Source organism: Nocardia veterana NBRC 100344 (assembly GCF_000308855.1).
Taxonomy (GTDB): Bacteria; Actinomycetota; Actinomycetes; order Mycobacteriales; family Mycobacteriaceae; genus Nocardia; species Nocardia veterana.
On sequence record NZ_BAGM01000209.1, the window covers coordinates 15,113 to 30,655 of the forward strand.

The 15,543-nt window shown below is 70.0% G+C and carries 11 protein-coding genes; 6 read left to right on the forward strand and 5 right to left on the reverse strand.

Annotated elements, in window-relative coordinates; translation table 11 throughout:
* Positions 1-30 precede the first annotated feature (30 nt).
* Positions 31-1,281, forward strand: coding sequence for an APC family permease (locus ON37_RS29885; protein ID WP_040724300.1), 1,251 nt, complete (start codon positions 31-33; stop codon positions 1,279-1,281).
* 81 nt (positions 1,282-1,362) lie between these two features.
* Here ON37_RS29885 and ON37_RS29890 read toward each other — a convergent pair whose 3' ends face one another.
* From ON37_RS29890 to ppsA, 3 genes are all read right to left on the reverse strand, one after another.
* On the reverse strand, positions 1,363-2,352 hold the full coding sequence (locus tag ON37_RS29890) for an Acg family FMN-binding oxidoreductase (protein ID WP_040724301.1): 990 nt from the start codon (positions 2,350-2,352) through the stop codon (positions 1,363-1,365).
* An 82-nt stretch (positions 2,353-2,434) separates the two neighbouring features.
* The gene (locus ON37_RS29895; protein ID WP_040724303.1) at positions 2,435-2,899 is read right to left on the reverse strand and encodes a DUF2231 domain-containing protein; all 465 of its coding nucleotides are present in this window, start codon (positions 2,897-2,899) and stop codon (positions 2,435-2,437) included.
* A gap of 114 nt (positions 2,900-3,013) precedes the next feature.
* A complete protein-coding gene (gene ppsA, locus ON37_RS29900; protein WP_040724305.1) occupies positions 3,014-5,326 on the reverse strand; it encodes a phosphoenolpyruvate synthase in 2,313 nt (770 codons plus the stop codon).
* Between the two features lie 326 nt (positions 5,327-5,652).
* Between ppsA and ON37_RS29905 the strand changes: the two genes are divergently transcribed.
* Positions 5,653-5,919 (forward strand): SHOCT domain-containing protein, encoded by a 267-nt coding sequence (locus tag ON37_RS29905; protein WP_306306525.1) that lies wholly within the window; start codon positions 5,653-5,655, stop codon positions 5,917-5,919.
* A 41-nt stretch (positions 5,920-5,960) separates the two neighbouring features.
* Complete coding sequence (locus ON37_RS29910) at positions 5,961-8,006, forward strand: NAD(+) synthase (RefSeq protein ID WP_373282101.1); 2,046 nt, start codon at positions 5,961-5,963, stop codon at positions 8,004-8,006.
* A gap of 367 nt (positions 8,007-8,373) precedes the next feature.
* On the opposite strand, the gene ON37_RS29915 is transcribed toward ON37_RS29910, so the two are convergent.
* Positions 8,374-8,997: a CBS domain-containing protein gene (locus tag ON37_RS29915; RefSeq protein WP_083893398.1), complete on the reverse strand. Its 624-nt coding sequence runs from the start codon at positions 8,995-8,997 to the stop codon at positions 8,374-8,376.
* 233 nt (positions 8,998-9,230) lie between these two features.
* Between ON37_RS29915 and ON37_RS29920 the strand changes: the two genes are divergently transcribed.
* Together ON37_RS29920 and ON37_RS29925 are read left to right on the forward strand one after the other, a co-directional pair.
* On the forward strand, positions 9,231-10,157 hold the full coding sequence (locus ON37_RS29920) for a universal stress protein (RefSeq protein ID WP_040724311.1): 927 nt from the start codon (positions 9,231-9,233) through the stop codon (positions 10,155-10,157).
* A 120-nt stretch (positions 10,158-10,277) separates the two neighbouring features.
* Positions 10,278-11,615, forward strand: coding sequence for a wax ester/triacylglycerol synthase family O-acyltransferase (locus ON37_RS29925; RefSeq protein WP_040724312.1), 1,338 nt, complete (start codon positions 10,278-10,280; stop codon positions 11,613-11,615).
* Here ON37_RS29925 and ON37_RS29930 read toward each other — a convergent pair.
* Complete coding sequence (locus tag ON37_RS29930; RefSeq protein ID WP_083893399.1) at positions 11,566-14,370, reverse strand: cation-translocating P-type ATPase; 2,805 nt, start codon at positions 14,368-14,370, stop codon at positions 11,566-11,568. The two genes, ON37_RS29925 and ON37_RS29930, sit on opposite strands and share 50 nt — an antisense overlap.
* A gap of 212 nt (positions 14,371-14,582) precedes the next feature.
* Here ON37_RS29930 and ON37_RS29935 point away from each other — a divergent pair, with 212 nt between their 5' ends.
* Complete coding sequence (locus ON37_RS29935; protein ID WP_040724314.1) at positions 14,583-15,533, forward strand: 1-phosphofructokinase family hexose kinase; 951 nt, start codon at positions 14,583-14,585, stop codon at positions 15,531-15,533.
* Positions 15,534-15,543 lie beyond the last annotated feature (10 nt).

Consider the following 15,543-nt stretch of genomic DNA (forward strand, 5'->3'; position numbering starts at 1 on the left):
TCTTGCTGGGGCTTCGTTATCGTCGGGCACATGGATTCCGAGGCGCCCACCGAGCTGCGTCGTCGGCTCGGGCTGGGCGATGCGGTGGTGATCGGGCTCGGTTCGATGATCGGCGCCGGCATCTTCGCCGCGCTCGGTCCGGCCGCCGCCGCGGCCGGATCGGGATTGTTGATCGGCTTGGCGGTAGCGGCTGTCGTCGCCTACTGCAACGCCACGTCCTCGGCCCGGCTGGCCGCCCGGTATCCGGCCTCCGGGGGCACCTACGTCTACGGCCGCGAACGGCTGGGTGAGTTCTGGGGATATCTGGCCGGCTGGGCGTTCGTCGTCGGGAAGACCGCCTCCTGTGCGGCGATGGCGCTCACGGTCGGTGTCTACGCCTGGCCCGATCACGCGCACGCGGTGGCGGTCGCCGCGGTGGTCGCGCTCACCGCGGTGAATTACTGTGGCGTGCAGAAATCGGCGCGCCTGACCCGGATCATCGTCGCGGTGGTATCGGCCGTGCTGGCTGCCGTGGTCGTCGCGGCCTTCGCGGGCTCGGCCGCCGACGCCGGCCGGCTGGCGATCGGCGGTGACACGTCGGTTCGCGGGATTCTGCAAGCCGCCGGGCTGTTGTTCTTCGCGTTCGCCGGCTACGCCCGCATTGCCACCCTCGGTGCGGAGGTCCGTGACCCCGCCCGCACCATTCCCCGCGCGATCCCGCTGGCGCTCGGCATCGCCCTGGCCGTGTACGCGGTGGTCGCCGTCGCGGCGCTGCTGGTGCTCGGTCCGCATCAATTGGCTTCGGCCGCAGCGCCGCTGGCCGATATGGTGCGCGCGGCGGGCCGGCCCGAACTGGTGCCGGTGGTGCGCGCCGGGGCCGCCGTCGCGGCGCTCGGCTCACTGCTGGCGTTGCTCCTCGGGGTCTCGCGCACGACCTTCGCCATGGCCCGGGATCGGCATCTGCCGCACCGGCTGGCCGCGGTCCATCCACGTTTCGCCATCCCGCACCGAGCCGAACTGGTGGTCGGCACGGTCGTGGCGGTACTCGCGGCGAGTGCCGATATCCGTGCCGCGATCGGGTTCTCGTCCTTCGCGGTGCTCGGCTACTACGCCGTCGCGAACGCCTCGGCCTGGACGCTGACGGCGGCGGAAGGCAGACCGCCGCGCCTGATCCCGGTGCTGGGCGTCGCCGGGTGCGCGGTGCTGGCTTGCACCCTCCCGCTCACCTCGGTGGTCTCGGGAGTGGTCGTGCTGGCGATCGGTGCGACGATCTATGCCGTGCGGCGGCCTCGCCCGCAGTAGCGCCGCCTGGACGTTCGGTCACGGGTCAGCACTGTGCCGCCCGGGTGCGGGTCGGCGGCGATTCTCCTCCTGCGGTTCCGGTCAGCCGGCGCCGTCCGTGCGGCGCAGGATCTCGTGCAGTGGCAGGCGCGGGGTCGGGTCGGGACGCGGTTGATCCCCCGGAGCCCGTCCGACTCGAATCAGCACCTGCGGGAAGGTATTCCGGCCGATCAGTTGCCTGACGACGCTGCGACTGCGGGCGACCTCGGTGAGATGGGTCAGCGGACAGGTGGCGTAGCCGGCGACAGTGCATTCGAGCAGGACGGTGGACAGCACTCGCCCGCAGGTCAACCATTCTGCGGGGCTGTCGGCGTCGGTGGACAACACGAGGATCTTCGATCGATCGGCGCGCACCTCGGTGCGACGTGGTTCGCCGGTGATCGTGGGCAATCTGCGCCCGACGTCGACGCGTCCACGTTCCTCCTCGCTCACCAGCGCCTCGCGCGGGATGCCGGTATCTGCCACCACATGCCCGGTCCACCAGTGCAATTCGGCGTGAAAGTCGGCATCGTAGCGGCGGACCGCGGCGGTCAGCTCCGATGCCCGGGCAAGTTCGGCGCGGCGGTCGTCGGGCAGGACGTCGACGACGACGTCCTCGGGGTCCAACAGCATGCGCAGGACGGTCTCGAACGGCTCCCAGCCGTCCGGTTCCTCGAACGGGAGCCGGTCGGTGTACCGGCGCGCCATGGCGTCGGCGCGTTCGCGGTCGCCGTCGGTGATGTACGGCGAGGGCGCGAACCGGACATCGGCGAGATGAGTGCGGTCGTTGGGATCGGGGAAGGTGGCCACGATCGTGCGGCGGCCCTGCGCCGCCATGGCCGCGCACAGGTGGTCGAGCACGACGCCACAGCTGATCACGAGCTGCCGGCCGGTCGGGTCGGTGGTCGGAAGTATGCGGTCGTGCACGCTGAACAGCCGCAACTGCACACCGTCGAAGGTCCACCGCCACGGCTGGCTGTTGTGCAGCGAGGGCGCCCGGCCGGCCAGCCGGACTGCGGTCTCGACGACGTCGCGCGGGGGCACAGTGTTCATGGCATCGACGGTAGGAGTTCGCGTGGCACGGGGGAGGGGCCGTTGGTCCCGACCGGGTACGACGATGGTCGGTGAACCGGAGTCAGTGGTCGAGCGCGTCGCCCCACGCGGCGCGGGACCCGGCCTCCCCGACGCGATAGACCTGGACCGTGGCGGCCACACCGGCAGCGATCGCCACCACCGCCACCACCGCCGCGACGATCCGCCGCACGGACCTGCCCCGTTGTTCGGCGCGGTGGTACAGCGCCAGGAGGACGGCGGCCACGAGCAGCGGGATCGCGAAATAGATCATCGTGTCGCCCCGCTCGATGTGGGTGTCCAGGGCCGGGGAGGGACCGACCCGCCCGGTCAGCCACTCCCCGGCCTCGGTGGTGAGCGGGACCAGCGCCACGACGACCGCCGCGAGCACGAGAACCAGCCACACCAGCCGCCGCCGGACGGACGGCCACACCGCCGAGACGATCAGCAGAACTGCGGTGACCGGGACGAGAACCACGACAAAATGGACGAACAGCACATGGGCGGGCAGACCGTTGATCGTCGACACAGCGCCTCCGGGCGTGGAGCTCGGTTCCCGGCTCCGGGCCCGGAACCGGGTGGTCACAACCTACGCCCGTGGCGCCGGCTTCGCCTGCTGATCGCAGTCGGAGTCGAGGATCGATCACCTCGGCGTGTCCGCACGGCGCAGACAACCGTCGAGCAGTAGCCGGCGTTCGGCGGCCGCGACCGCACGCCGTGTTCGGCTCACCGCGTCGGGAGTCACCGAGATCGAGGTGATCCCGGCGGCGACCAGCTGTTCGGCGAACTCGGGCCGGGCCGACGGCGCCTGCCCGCACAGTGACGAGGTGATTCCGAGTTCCCGAGCGGAGGTGACGATGCGTTCGATGGCATCGAGGACGGCAGGATCGGATTCGTCGAACAGTTCCGCGCACTCCTCGGAATCGCGATCGACGCCGAGGACCAGCTGGGTGAGATCGTTGCTGCCGATCGAGACGCCGTCGATACCGAGTCGCACGTATTCGGGCAGCCAGTGCACGACCGACGGCACTTCGGCCATGATCCATCGGCGCAGGGTCCGATCCCGGCCCAGTGGCGAGGCGTCCACCAGCTCCAGGCACGCGGCCAGCTCCCAGCGAGTGCGCACGAACGGGATCATCAGATGCAGATTCGGGGTGTAGTCGCGCACGCGGGCCAGGGCCGCCAGCTCGAGCCGGAACACGTCGGGTTCGTGCACATAGCGGTAGCAGCCGCGGTAGCCGATCATCGGGTTGCGCTCCGTCGGTTCGAACCCCGCCCCGCCGGTGAGCGTGCGAAACTCGTTGCTGCGCAGGTCGGTCGCGCGGTAGACGACCGGTCGCGGTGCGAAGGCCACCGCGATCCGTTGCAAGGATTCGGCCAGGTCGGTGACGAACGCGTTCTCGTCGCCGGCGGCGATCACGGCACGTGGATGACGTCCGGACAGGGCACGAGTCAACAAGGTTTCGGCGCGTAGCAGCCCGACCCCGTCGACATCGGAATCGGCTACCCGTTCGGCGATTTCGGGCAGCGCCAGATTGACATAGATCTTGGTACCGGTGGCTTCGCTCGCCGGGATGGGCGCGACTGCTGGTGCCGCGGTTGTCGCCCCGGTCCCGGTCTGCTCGGGTGAGCTGTCGGCAAGGATGCGCCCGGCGCGAGCGTCGACGACGACGCGTTGTCCGTCGTGCAGGGTCGAAGTGGCGGTGCGAGCGCCGACAACGCACGGAATGCCGAGCTCGCGAGCCACGATCGCGGCGTGACAGGTCCGCCCGCCGCTGTCGGTGACCAGTGCCGCCGCCCGGGAGATGGTCGGCAGCCAGTCCGGATTCGTCATCGGGGCGACGAGGATCTCCCCGTCGCGCAGCGTCGAGCCCTCGGCGGGTGCACGCAGGATGCGCACCTTCCCGCGGGCCCGTCCGGGAGCGGCGGGCAGTCCCTGCAGCACTACCGCGCCTGCCGCCGCCTCGGGGACCGGCGTGGGTGATTCGTCGGGCAGGGTCGTAATGGGACGCGATTGCACCAACCACAGGCGGTGCTCGTCGAAGGCCCACTCGACATCCTGGGGACGTCCGTAGTGGCGCTGAACCTCGAGCGCCAGTCGGGCGACCGCCGTGGCCTCCGCGGTGCTGAGCACCGGGCGGTGCGCCACGTCCTCGGGGAGATCGACGCGCCGATCCCCGTCCTCGCCCGCCATGATGGCGAAACTCTGTGCGCCTCGGCGGGATTCGATCAGGGTCGGGCCGTCGGCGGTGAAGATGTAGGTGTCCGGCTCGACCGCGCCGGACACGACCACCTCGCCCTGGCCGCGAGCGGCGTCGATGACGATTCGGTCGCGCCGGCCCGTGGTGGGATCGGCGGTGAAGGCGACACCGGCGCACCGCACCGTCACCATCTGCTGCACCACCACCGCCATCTCCGGACGCCGGTCCATCCCGCGGCGGGCGCGATAGGTGAGTACGCGGGGGGTGAACAGCGACGCCCAGCATTGCCGCAGCGCGTCGAGGAGTTGTTCGTCGCCCTGGACGTTGGTGCGCGAAAGATTCATCCCGGCGAACGAGGCATCGGCGCTGTCCTCACCGACGGCCGACGAGCGGACCGCGACGCGAACCCGCTCGCCGAGTTGGTGATAGGCGCCGACGATCGCATCCTGAATCGCGTGATCGATCGGGGTGTCGTGCACCAGTTCCCGCATCCGGGCACAGTGCTGGTCGAGCCGGGTGCGCTCGGCGTCGTCGTCGGCCGCGGCGCTGTGCAGCGCCGCGGCGTGTAGCGCATCGATCTCCGCGCCGTGCGGTCCCTCGACTACGGCACTCTCGTAGGTCGAACGCAGGATCACGAATCCCGGCGGTACCGGCAGGTCGGCGCCGACCATCTCGCCCAGGTTGGCACCCTTGCCCCCCGCTCGCCCGGCGTCGGTGAGCCGGATTTCCTCGAAACTCGCTACATAGTCACCCATCACGGCTCCGATCTGCTGTATCCGTCCGCTGTCAGACTGGCGCGGCGCACGCACCGGGCAACACGGTCGAAGGTCCTCGATTCGACGACCGACGGCGTTACGGCGAGGTCTTTCGCCTCTGCCGCCCGTCGATCGCATCGGCGAGGCTGAATCGCGGTCGCGGAGCGGAACCGCGCGCGAAGGAGATGCTCGAGATGGATATGCAATCGCCGATGATGCAGGCAATGCATGCCGTGATGATGTGGCTGCACCAGATGGGGCTCTGCCCCATGCAGATGCCGATGTGACGGCGGGGCGGGCCGAGGAATACGCAAACCCTCGATGGAGTGAGGATTACGGCGATGATGATGTGGTACGGCACCGGCCTCGGCGGCTGGGGGTACGGGCTGATGGTCGCGGGCATGCTGATCTTCTGGGTGCTGGTGGTGGCGGCGATCGTGGCCCTGCTCCGCTACAGCGGCCGGCCCGATCCCGCCGCATCCGGCCGCCACCTTCGGGGGCCGTCGCCACAACAGATCCTCGCCGAGCGTTTCGCCCGCGGTGAGATCGATGACGAGGAGTACACCCGCCGGCTGCGGGTGCTCGGTCCGTAGCCGGCGCCGGGGCCGACGGCCGCCGAATGCAGGGAGTCGCCGTGGCGCGCGAGTTACCGTTCCGATCGCTGTACCGGCACGGCTTCGTGCGGGTGGGGGTCGCCGTACCGTCGGTGCGGGTGGCCGACCCCGAGTACAACGCGGGGGAGACGCTGCGGCTGGCCCGGCGGGCAAGCGCCGATTCCGTTGTGCTGGTGGTCTTTCCGGAGTTGGGCTTGTCCGGCTACAGCGACGAGGACCTTTTTCACCAGGATGCACTCGACGACGCGGTGCGTGCCGCCGTGGACCGAGTGGTCGCCGAAAGCGCGGACATCGACAGTGTGCTGATCGTAGGGGCTCCGCTGCGGGTGCGAGAGCGGCTGTTCAATTGCGCGCTCGTCGTCGACCGCGGCCGTGTGCTGGGCGTCGTGCCGAAGAGTTATCTCCCCAATTTCCAGGAGTTCTACGAGAAGCGGCACTTCGTCGCGGCCCGTGACGCCGTCGACGATCACATCACCGTGGCCGGACAGTGCGTGCCCTTCGGCGCCGACCTGCTGTTCGAGGCGGTGAACCTGCCCGGCTTGGTCCTGGCGGTGGAGATCTGCCAGGATGCATGGGTTCCGTTGCCGCCCAACGTCTTTGCCGCGCTGGCGGGTGCGACGGTACTGTCGAATCTGTCGGCCAGCAACATCGTCGTCGGCAAGGCGGACTACCGCAGGCAACTGTGTGTGTCGACCTCGGCGCGCAATATCGCGGCCTATCTGTACACTGCGGCCGGGCAGGGCGAGTCCACCACGGATATGGCCTGGGACGGTCAAGCCCTGATTTGCGAGAACGGCAACCTGCTGGCCGAAAGTGAGCGCTTCGCCGCTGAACCGCAACTGGTCACGGCCGATATCGATCTGCAGCGGCTGGCCGCGGACCGGCTGCGGCTCAACAGCTTCACCGACAACGGCCACGATCACCGCGAGCGCGTCGCCCGGTTCCGGCGGCTCGAATTCGAGGCGCCGATCCCGGCCGGCGCACCACCGCTGCGGCGTGAGATCCCGCGCTTCCCCTACGTCCCGGCCGATCCCGGCAGCCGAACCCGGCGCTGTGCCGAGGTCCATCACATCCAGGTCGCCGGGCTCGCGACGCGGCTGGCCGCGACCGGATCCCAGCACCTGGTGATCGGTGTGTCCGGCGGCCTCGATTCCACTCTCGCGCTCATCGTCGCGGCGCAAACGATGGATCGGCTGGGTCTGCCGCGGTCGCATGTGCTCGCCTACACCATGCCCGGCTTCGCCACGGGCACGCGGACGCTGCAGAATGCCCGCCGGTTGATGCGCGCCGTCGGGGCGAGCGCCGGTGAGATCGACATCCGGCCCGCGGCGACGCAGATGCTGCGCGATCTGGGTCATCCGGCGGCCGACGGCGCGCCCGTCTACGACATCACCTACGAGAACGTGCAGGCCGGGGAGCGCACCTCACATCTGTTCCGCCTCGCGAACATGCATCACGGCATGGTCGTCGGGACCGGGGACTTGAGCGAATTGGCCTTGGGCTGGTGCACTTTCGGCGTCGGTGACCAGATGGCGCACTACAGCGTGAACGCCTCGGTGCCCAAGACGCTGATCAAATATCTGATCGCCTGGACCGCCGACCGTGGGGAGCTCGGCCCGGAGGCGAGTGCGGTGCTGCACTCGGTCCTCGACACCGAGATCTCACCGGAGCTGGTGCCCAGCGCGGCGCTGCAGAGTTCGGAGGCCACCGTGGGCCCGTACGAATTGCAGGACTTCCACCTCTATCACCTGCTGCGGTTCGGATTCCGGCCCAGCCGCATCGCCTACCTCGCCGAGCACGCCTGGGGCGACCGTACCCGCGGCGGCTGGCCCGATCTGATTCCCGAGGATCAGCGGCACGAATACGACCTGGCCACGATCAAGCGCTGGCTGGCGGAATTCCTGCGCCGCTTCGTACAGACCAGCCAGTTCAAACGATCGACGCTGCCGAACGCGCCCAAGGTGGGATCCGGCGGATCGCTGTCGCCGCGCGCCGACTGGCGCGCGCCGAGTGATGCCTCCGCCGCGGCGTGGCTGGACGAACTCGCACGTACCGTGCCCGGCTGATCAGCCGTCGGCAGGGCCGAAGGTCGCCCGTGGGTAGGGTCTTTCGTCACGGGGAGCAGCGGGCCGTCCGGGGTCGGACGTCCCGGACCGCGATTCGATTGGGCCTTTGGGCCGATGGCCTCCGATACTGCTCCGCGTGGTGGGTGGCGGGTCACCATGGAAGTGCCGAAGCAACCGGTGACAACGAGGTCGCCGCATCGGCAGGGGTCGGCCACAACGGAGTGGCGTGATTCGTCGGGGATGATCATTCGGGGGTGATCGGCAGTATCGGATAACGGCCGATTCGCGGCTCCCGACGGAGGTGAGCCGCGAATCGCTCTGCCGCCGGCCATCTTTCACGCCGGGGCAGCACCGGTGGTCCCGCGCATCATCCGATTGTCTCGTCGGCCTTGCGATGGAGCCACTCCGACAGCGGTGGCACCGTATCGCCGGCGGAGGGGGACTCCGGAACCGTTTCGGCACGGGTGATTTCGTCGACGGTGAGCGCCAGGGCGGTCACCGTCGACTCTTCGGCGGAATCGGCGAAGCGGCCCGTGATCACGGCATGCCCGTCGTCGACCCGGATAGCCCACTGGCGGCGGCTGCCGGCATAGGCGTCGAGCAGGGCACGCAGCTTCGCTTCCACGGCGGCGTCGTCACGCAGCAGCGCGCGCAGCAGGTCGCGGCGTGCCACGATACCGACCAGAACGCCCGCCTCGACGACCGGCATCGAACGCAACTGCCGCGCCAACATCCGGGCGGCAACGGTCGCGAGGTCGGTCCCGGGCTCGATCACCTCCGCGGGAGTGGTCATGGCCGCTCCGACGGTGGTGTCCAGCCCCCTCGCCGACAGTGCGTCCGATTCCGACAGCATCCCGATGACATGTCCGTCCGCGTCGACGACCGGAAGGGCGGCGAAACCGCGCTCGGTGAGTTGGGAAATCGCTTGTGCCAGTGGCGCGTCGACTCCGACGGTGACCACCGGGCGGCTGAGAATGTCACGAGCGTACATGGGCGGAACCTCCTCTACCGATCCTGGCGGCCCGACGCCGCGGGGCGCCAGGGACCGTCGTCGCACGTGCCGGGACCAAGGTCCCAACCGGCTGGGCGCGGCTCGCGGTCTCGCCCGCGGACGACGGGCAGTCGAGGACCTTCGGCCGCATCGCCGGATCGGTCGCCGTGGCTACCGTCAGAACGAAACGGCCGAGCATCCGGCGGGCCGTGCGCACGAAGAAGTTGGCTGCCATGACCACCGACGCCTCGTCCGACATCCGGCACCTGGTATCTGCTCCGGTGGTGGTGGGTGTCGACGGGTCCGGGCACGCCGATCTCGCGGTCGACTGGGCAGCGGGTATGGCCGCCCAGCGCGGGCGGGAGTTGCACATCGTGCACGCGCTGGACCTCAACCGGCTACAGCTCGGTCTCGGCTCGCTCGATTCTCCAGCGGCAGTCCTGCCGGCGGTGGCTCGTGAGCGCGGCGCGGAGCTGGTCGAACGGTCGGCGCAGCGGGTTCGGTCGGTGCTGCCGGGATTGCGGATATCGACCGCGGTGGTCGACGGTGATCCCGCACGGGCGCTGGTGCACGCCAGTGCGTCGGCGTATGCGGTGGTGCTCGCCGCGCACGGCACGAATCGACTGGCCCATCATTTCGGGGCGACGGTCTCGGCGGTGGCCGCCCACGCGATCGGGCCGGTGCTCGTGGTGCGGACCGACCCGCACGAGGTGAACCGGGTGCACGACGAGGGACCGGTCGTGGTCGGGGTCGACGGCGGTCCGGTCAGCGAGGCGGCCATCGGTGCGGCCTTCGAGGAGGCCGCCGAACGGGGTTCCGAACTGGTCGCCGTGCATGTGTGCCGCGACGTCTACTACGGCCAGTTCGCCGAGGACCCGCACATCCTGTACTCCGCTCCGGAAGTCGAGGTACGGGAGCGGGCCGTCCTGGCCGAGCGGCTGGCGGGCTGGCAGGAGAAGTATCCGGACGTTCCGGTGACACGCCAGGTGGCGCTCGCCGATCCGGGTGTGGTGCTGCTCGATTCGTCGAGGTCGGCCCAGCTGCTGGTGGTCGGCAGCCGAGGCCGGGGTGCCGTGCTCGGCACACTGCTCGGCTCCACGTCTCATGCCCTGGTACAGCACGCCTGGTGCCCGGTGATGGTCGTTCACCCGCCGCAGTGACTACCGCCGTTTGTCACCTGCCGCGGCTACCTTCGCATCTGCCGATCGTCCGGAGCCACGCGCGAGACTGATCGCATCGGCCGGCAGACCGCCGGCACGTCTGGGGAACGGGCCACCACCATGAGCGACTTCGGACCGCTGGACACGGGTTTCATGGAGCTGGAAGACAGCGACCGCCATCTCAGCATCGCCATCGCCGCGGTTGCCGTCGTCGCCGGACCCGTGCCCGGCAGAGCACAGTTCGACCAGACCGTCACCCGAGCGCTGTCCCGGTACGGCCGCCTGCGGCAGCGGATGCGGCGCACACCACTGGACCTCACCGCGCCCAGTTGGGAAGACGATCCGGACTTCCGGTTGTCGCGGCACGTCCGGTGGGCGGCACTGCCCCGCCCGCGCGACGAGAGTGCCCTGCGCGAGCTGGTGGGCGAGGAGCTCGCCCGGCGCTTCGATCGCGAGCATCCGCTGTGGCAGGTCGTCGTCGTCGACAATCTGGCCGGAGATCGCTGGGCGGTGATCGTCAAGGCGCATCACAGCATGGTCGACGGGATCGCCGGGATCACGGTGTTCGAAAGTCTCTGCGACGAGGCGCCCGAGTCGGTCTCCGAGCCACCCGAGCGGCCCGCGGACAGCGCGGTGGACCTGACCGCGACGGTGAGTGCCGCGCTCCGGTTCCCCTATACCGCTTCGCGTTTCGCCATCCGCACGGCACGCACGCTGGTGCCGGTGCTGCGCGCTACGGTGGTCCCCACTCCTACGTCCTCACTCAACGGCCCGCTGGGCCGAAGACGGCGGTATGCGGTGGCGCGGACCTCGCTGGCCCAGCTGCACGAGATCGGTGCCGCGTTCGACGCGACGGTCAACGATGTCGCGGTCGCCGCCCTCGCCGGTGCGTATCGACGTCTGCTGTGCGGGCGGGGCGAAGAACCGGCAGCGGATTCGGTGCGGATCGTGATACCGGTGTCGATGCGCCCCACCCAGGCGAAATACGCGATGGACAACCGGGTTTCGGTGGTCATCGCCGCCTTACCGGTCGATGTCGGCGATCCGGTGCACCGGCTGCGCGCGGTGCACGAGCGCATCGCCCGGCATCGCGCTCGTGGTGAGGCGGAGGCCGAGGCGTCGCTGCTGACTCTGGCCGGCCGGCTGCCCGCGGGTGTGGCGGCGTGGGCGTTCCGGCTGGCCACTCGCTTCCCGCAACGGGGCATCAGCGCGCTCGCGACCAACGTCCCCGGGCCCCGCCATCCACTCAGGATCGCGGGTGGGGAGGTCGAACAGGTCTGGCCCGCAATGCCGGTCGCCATGCGACTGCGTACCACGGTCGCGATGCTGAGTTATGCCGGTCGGTTCACCTTCGGAATCACCGGCGACTACGACACCACCCCGGATATCGACCTCATCCCGGCGGCGGTCACCGAGGAGATCGAGACGTTGCTGGCGCGCGCTCGCGTCGCCGGTTGAACCGGCCCCGATCGCCGGCCAGGTCGGGAACTCGGCCGGCCCGGCGCCGCACCACCCACCGATACACCTCGTCACAACCCCAGACGATGAACGGGAACGGGACGACGAACGCGATCATCCACGGCGCGAGTGCCGCGGTGCCCAGAACATCCTGCAGCAGCGGCACATAGACCACCAGGGCGGTCAGCGCCAGTTCGAAACCGATGCCCCACAACAGCATCGGATTCGAGAAAACGCCGATCGACCGCAGCGACGCGCGATCGGTGCGCGCCGCGAAGGCGGTGCCGATCTGGCCCGCGACCATGCCGACGAACAGCATCGTCACCGCCTGCCGGTAGGCATGGTGCAGCGCGGCTGCGGGGCCGGTGGGATCGCCGGGATGCCAGCCCGCGGCGAGCAGGACGGTGAAGAAGCCGGCGAGGGCCAGCACGGCGCAGATGAGCCCCAGGAACAGCCAGGCGCGCAACAACATCCGGCGCCGGATCACCGGTTCGCCGCGGGGTCGCGGTGGCCGGCGCATGATGCCGGGCTCCGCGTGTTCGCGGCCCAGCGCGAGGGCGGGAAGCGTCTCGGTCCCCACGTCGAAGGTGAGCAGCAACGGCACCGTCAGCGGAACGGGCACCGCGCCACCGGACAGTGCGAACACCAGGAACGGCAGCACCTCGGGTGTGGCGTGGGCGAAGATGTAGAAGATGAACTTGCGGATGTTGTCGTAGACCCGGCGTCCGGACTCGACCGCCACGGCGATGGTGGCGAAGTCGTCATCGGTGAGCACCATTGTGGATGCCTCGCGGGCGACATCGGTTCCGCTGCGGCCCATGGCGATGCCGATGTCGGCGCGCCGCAGCGCGGGTGCGTCGTTGGCGCCGTCGCCGGTCATGGCCACCACGTGCCCGGTCTCGCGCAGGGCGTCGGCGATGCGCAGTTTGGCCTCGGGTGAGGACCGGGCGAAGATCACCTCGTCGGTGCCGGCGAGCAGCGCGTCGAGCCGGGCCTCGCTCATGGCGTCGAGTTCGGGGCCCGTGATGATGGCCGGGGTGCCACGCACGATGCCGACCCGGCGCGCGACGGCGGCGGCGGTCGCCCCGTGATCGCCGGTGATGACGATGATCCGGATTCCCGCGGTGCGGCAGCGGGCCACGGCTTCGGGTACCTCCGGGCGTGGGGGATCGACGATGCTGACGACTGCCAGCAGGGTGAGCGCGGTCTCGGCCGCGGCGGGTGTCGCCGGATCCGGGCCGCCGGCGGGCAGGGGCCGATCGGCGATGGCGAGCATCCGGTATCCCTCCTGCGCCCGCGCGTCGACGGCGGCGAGCACGTCGGCGCGCCGTCGTTCGGTCAGCGGGCGGGTGGTTCCGTCCGATGCGATCTCCGCGGCGCACAGCGGGACGACGGTTTCGGGTGCGCCCTTCACGTGGACGGTGTGCGCGCCGTCGGCGTCGTCGAGCGTGGACATGCGTTTGCGGACGGAGTCGAAGGCGAACTGCCGCAACCGAACCCCGTCCGCCGCCGCCGGATCGAGGGCCGTCGCCGCGGCCAGGACGGCGATATCGGTGGCATCGCCGGTGAGCCCACCGGCCGGTGACGGATGGGCGTTGGTGCACAGTGCCACTGCCCGCGCCGCCCGGCGCACCGGTTCCGCGACGTCGGTGGCGGTGAAGGGGTCGATATCACCGGAGGTCGTGGCGAGGGTGATCACCCGCATCCGGTTCTCGGTGAGGGTGCCGGTCTTGTCGGTGCAGATCACGTCCGTGGATCCCAGCGTCTCAACGGCCGACAGCCGTTTGACCACCGCGCCGCGGGCCGCGAGCTGACGCACCCCGATGGCCAGCGCCAGGGTGATCACCGGCAGCAGCCCCTCGGGCACGTTGCCGACCAGCAGCCCGACGGCGAAGATCACCGCGTCGAGGAACGGCAGTCCCGCTCCGAAGATCGCCAGCGGGATGAACGCCGCGCCGAGCAGGACCGAGATCGCCGCGATCAGCCATGCCACCCGCCGCACCTGATGTTCGAGCGGACTCTCCTCGGTGCGCACCCGCTCCGACAGCGCGGCGATCCGGCCCAGTTCGGTGCGCATCCCGGTGGCGAACACGACCGCGACCGCCTCGCCCTGGGTGCAGGCCGTACCACTGAAGATCACGTCGGTGGCCTGCAGCAACGGCACCGTGGAATCGACCGGCCCGGCGCCGCGGTGGACCGGCACCGATTCCCCGGTCAACGCCGACATATCCACTTCGACCGCGCCGTCCAGCAGCCGGGCATCGGCGGAGATCTTGTCCCCTTCGGACACGATCAGAACATCGCCGGGCACCAGATCGGCGGTGTCGATACTGCGGCGCGACCCGTCGCGAACGACGGTGGCGTGCGACGGAATGAATGCGGCCAGCGCCTCGACGGCATGTTCTGCGTGGCGTTCCTGGACGAACGCGAAGACGGCATTGAGCACGATCACCGACAGGATCGCGATCGCGACCGCTTCGATGCCGACCGAGAACGCCAGCGCCGCCGCGGCCCACAGCAGCAGCGCGAGCGGATGGGTGAACTGGCGTAACAGCTCTCGTGGCCATTGCCGGGTGCCTCGCCTGCGCAGGGTGTTCGGCCCCGCGTGGATCAGCCGTCGGTGCGCCTCGCGGGTGGACAAGCCGTCACGTGAGCTACGCAGATCCCGCAGCAGCAGGTCCAGCGGTTCGGTGGCTTCGACCTGAGCGGGCAGCTCGGCCGCGGGGGCGGTGTCCGGAGAGACGGAGCCGGGCACGCTCGATCAGCCCGACCGTGGTGTGGTGTCGTGGGCCATGATGCCTCCCTCCGGCGCCGGCCGGGTCCGGTGACGTTCCCTGCCTTCGCGCGGTGACGTTCCCCTCTTCGACTGTAGGAGCAGCACTCGCGCGGGACACGGGACTTCGGTCACCACCGGGGCCGACCGGAATGCCCTACTCGGTGGACCGCAGATCCCGTGAGATGAGCCGTATGGCGATCGTCACGCTTACGATGAATCCCGCGATCGATAGTGCGGCCCGCACCGACCGGGTGCTCCCTACCGACAAGCTGCGTTGCGGCGCACCACGATTCGATCCGGGAGGGGGCGGGATCAATGTGGCTCGCACGGTGGCGGCGCTCGGTGAGCCCGTCACCGCGATCTATCCGGCAGGCGGGCACACCGGAGCGTTCCTCGAACAGTTGGTACGCGAGTCGGATATCCCCGCCCACGCCGTGGCGACCGCGGAGCCGACCCGGGAGAACTTGGCCGTGTTCGCCGACGACAGCGGGGAACAGTATCGATTCGTCTTTCCGGGACCTCGCCTGACGCCGGCCGAACAGCACCGCTGCCTGGCGGCGGTGGAGCGCTACGCGGCCGGCGCGGACTATGTGGTCGCCAGCGGCAGCCTTCCACCCGGTGTCGCCCCCGGTTTCTATCAGGTCGCCGCGGATGTGGCTGCGGCACACGGTGTTCCGCTGATTCTCGATACCTCCGGACCCGCGCTGCGGGCGATCCGGCGCGGAGTCTTCCTGATCAAGCCGAGCGTCCGCGAACTCGCGCAGTTGGTCGGGCGCGCCCTGCCCGATCGGGACCGACAGGTTGCGGCGGCGCGCGAGCTGGTGGATGCGGCGATCGCCGAGATCGTTGTCGTCTCGCTCGGAGCCGAAGGGGCACTGGCGGTCACCGCCGAGCGGTCGCGGTGGTTCGTGCCTATTCCGGTGCCGGTGCGCAGCGGAATCGGCGCGGGCGATGCGATGGTGGGCGGTATCGCGGTCGGCCTGACCCGGGGCTACGACCTCGACGACGTGATCCGGCTGGGTATCGCCGCGGCCACCGCGGCACTGACCACCTCGGGCACCGCGCCCGGCCTGCGCTCTCGGATCGATCGACTGTACGAGGAGCAGCGGCGGACCGCCGCGCTGGTGACCGAGGCCGACTGAACCGGACCGC

Bases quoted from the DNA above. Each gene is read 5' to 3' on its own strand.
- ON37_RS29885 (WP_040724300.1), top strand. From the start codon at position 31: ATGGATTCCGAGGCGCCCACCGAGCTGCGTCGTCGGCTCGGGCTGGGC.
- ON37_RS29890 (WP_040724301.1), bottom strand. From the start codon at position 2,352: ATGAACACTGTGCCCCCGCGCGACGTCGTCGAGACCGCAGTCCGGCTG.
- ppsA (WP_040724305.1), bottom strand. From the start codon at position 5,326: ATGGGTGACTATGTAGCGAGTTTCGAGGAAATCCGGCTCACCGACGCC.
- ON37_RS29915 (WP_083893398.1), bottom strand. From the start codon at position 8,997: ATGTACGCTCGTGACATTCTCAGCCGCCCGGTGGTCACCGTCGGAGTC.
- ON37_RS29920 (WP_040724311.1), top strand. From the start codon at position 9,231: ATGACCACCGACGCCTCGTCCGACATCCGGCACCTGGTATCTGCTCCG.
- ON37_RS29925 (WP_040724312.1), top strand. From the start codon at position 10,278: ATGAGCGACTTCGGACCGCTGGACACGGGTTTCATGGAGCTGGAAGAC.
- ON37_RS29935 (WP_040724314.1), top strand. From the start codon at position 14,583: ATGGCGATCGTCACGCTTACGATGAATCCCGCGATCGATAGTGCGGCC.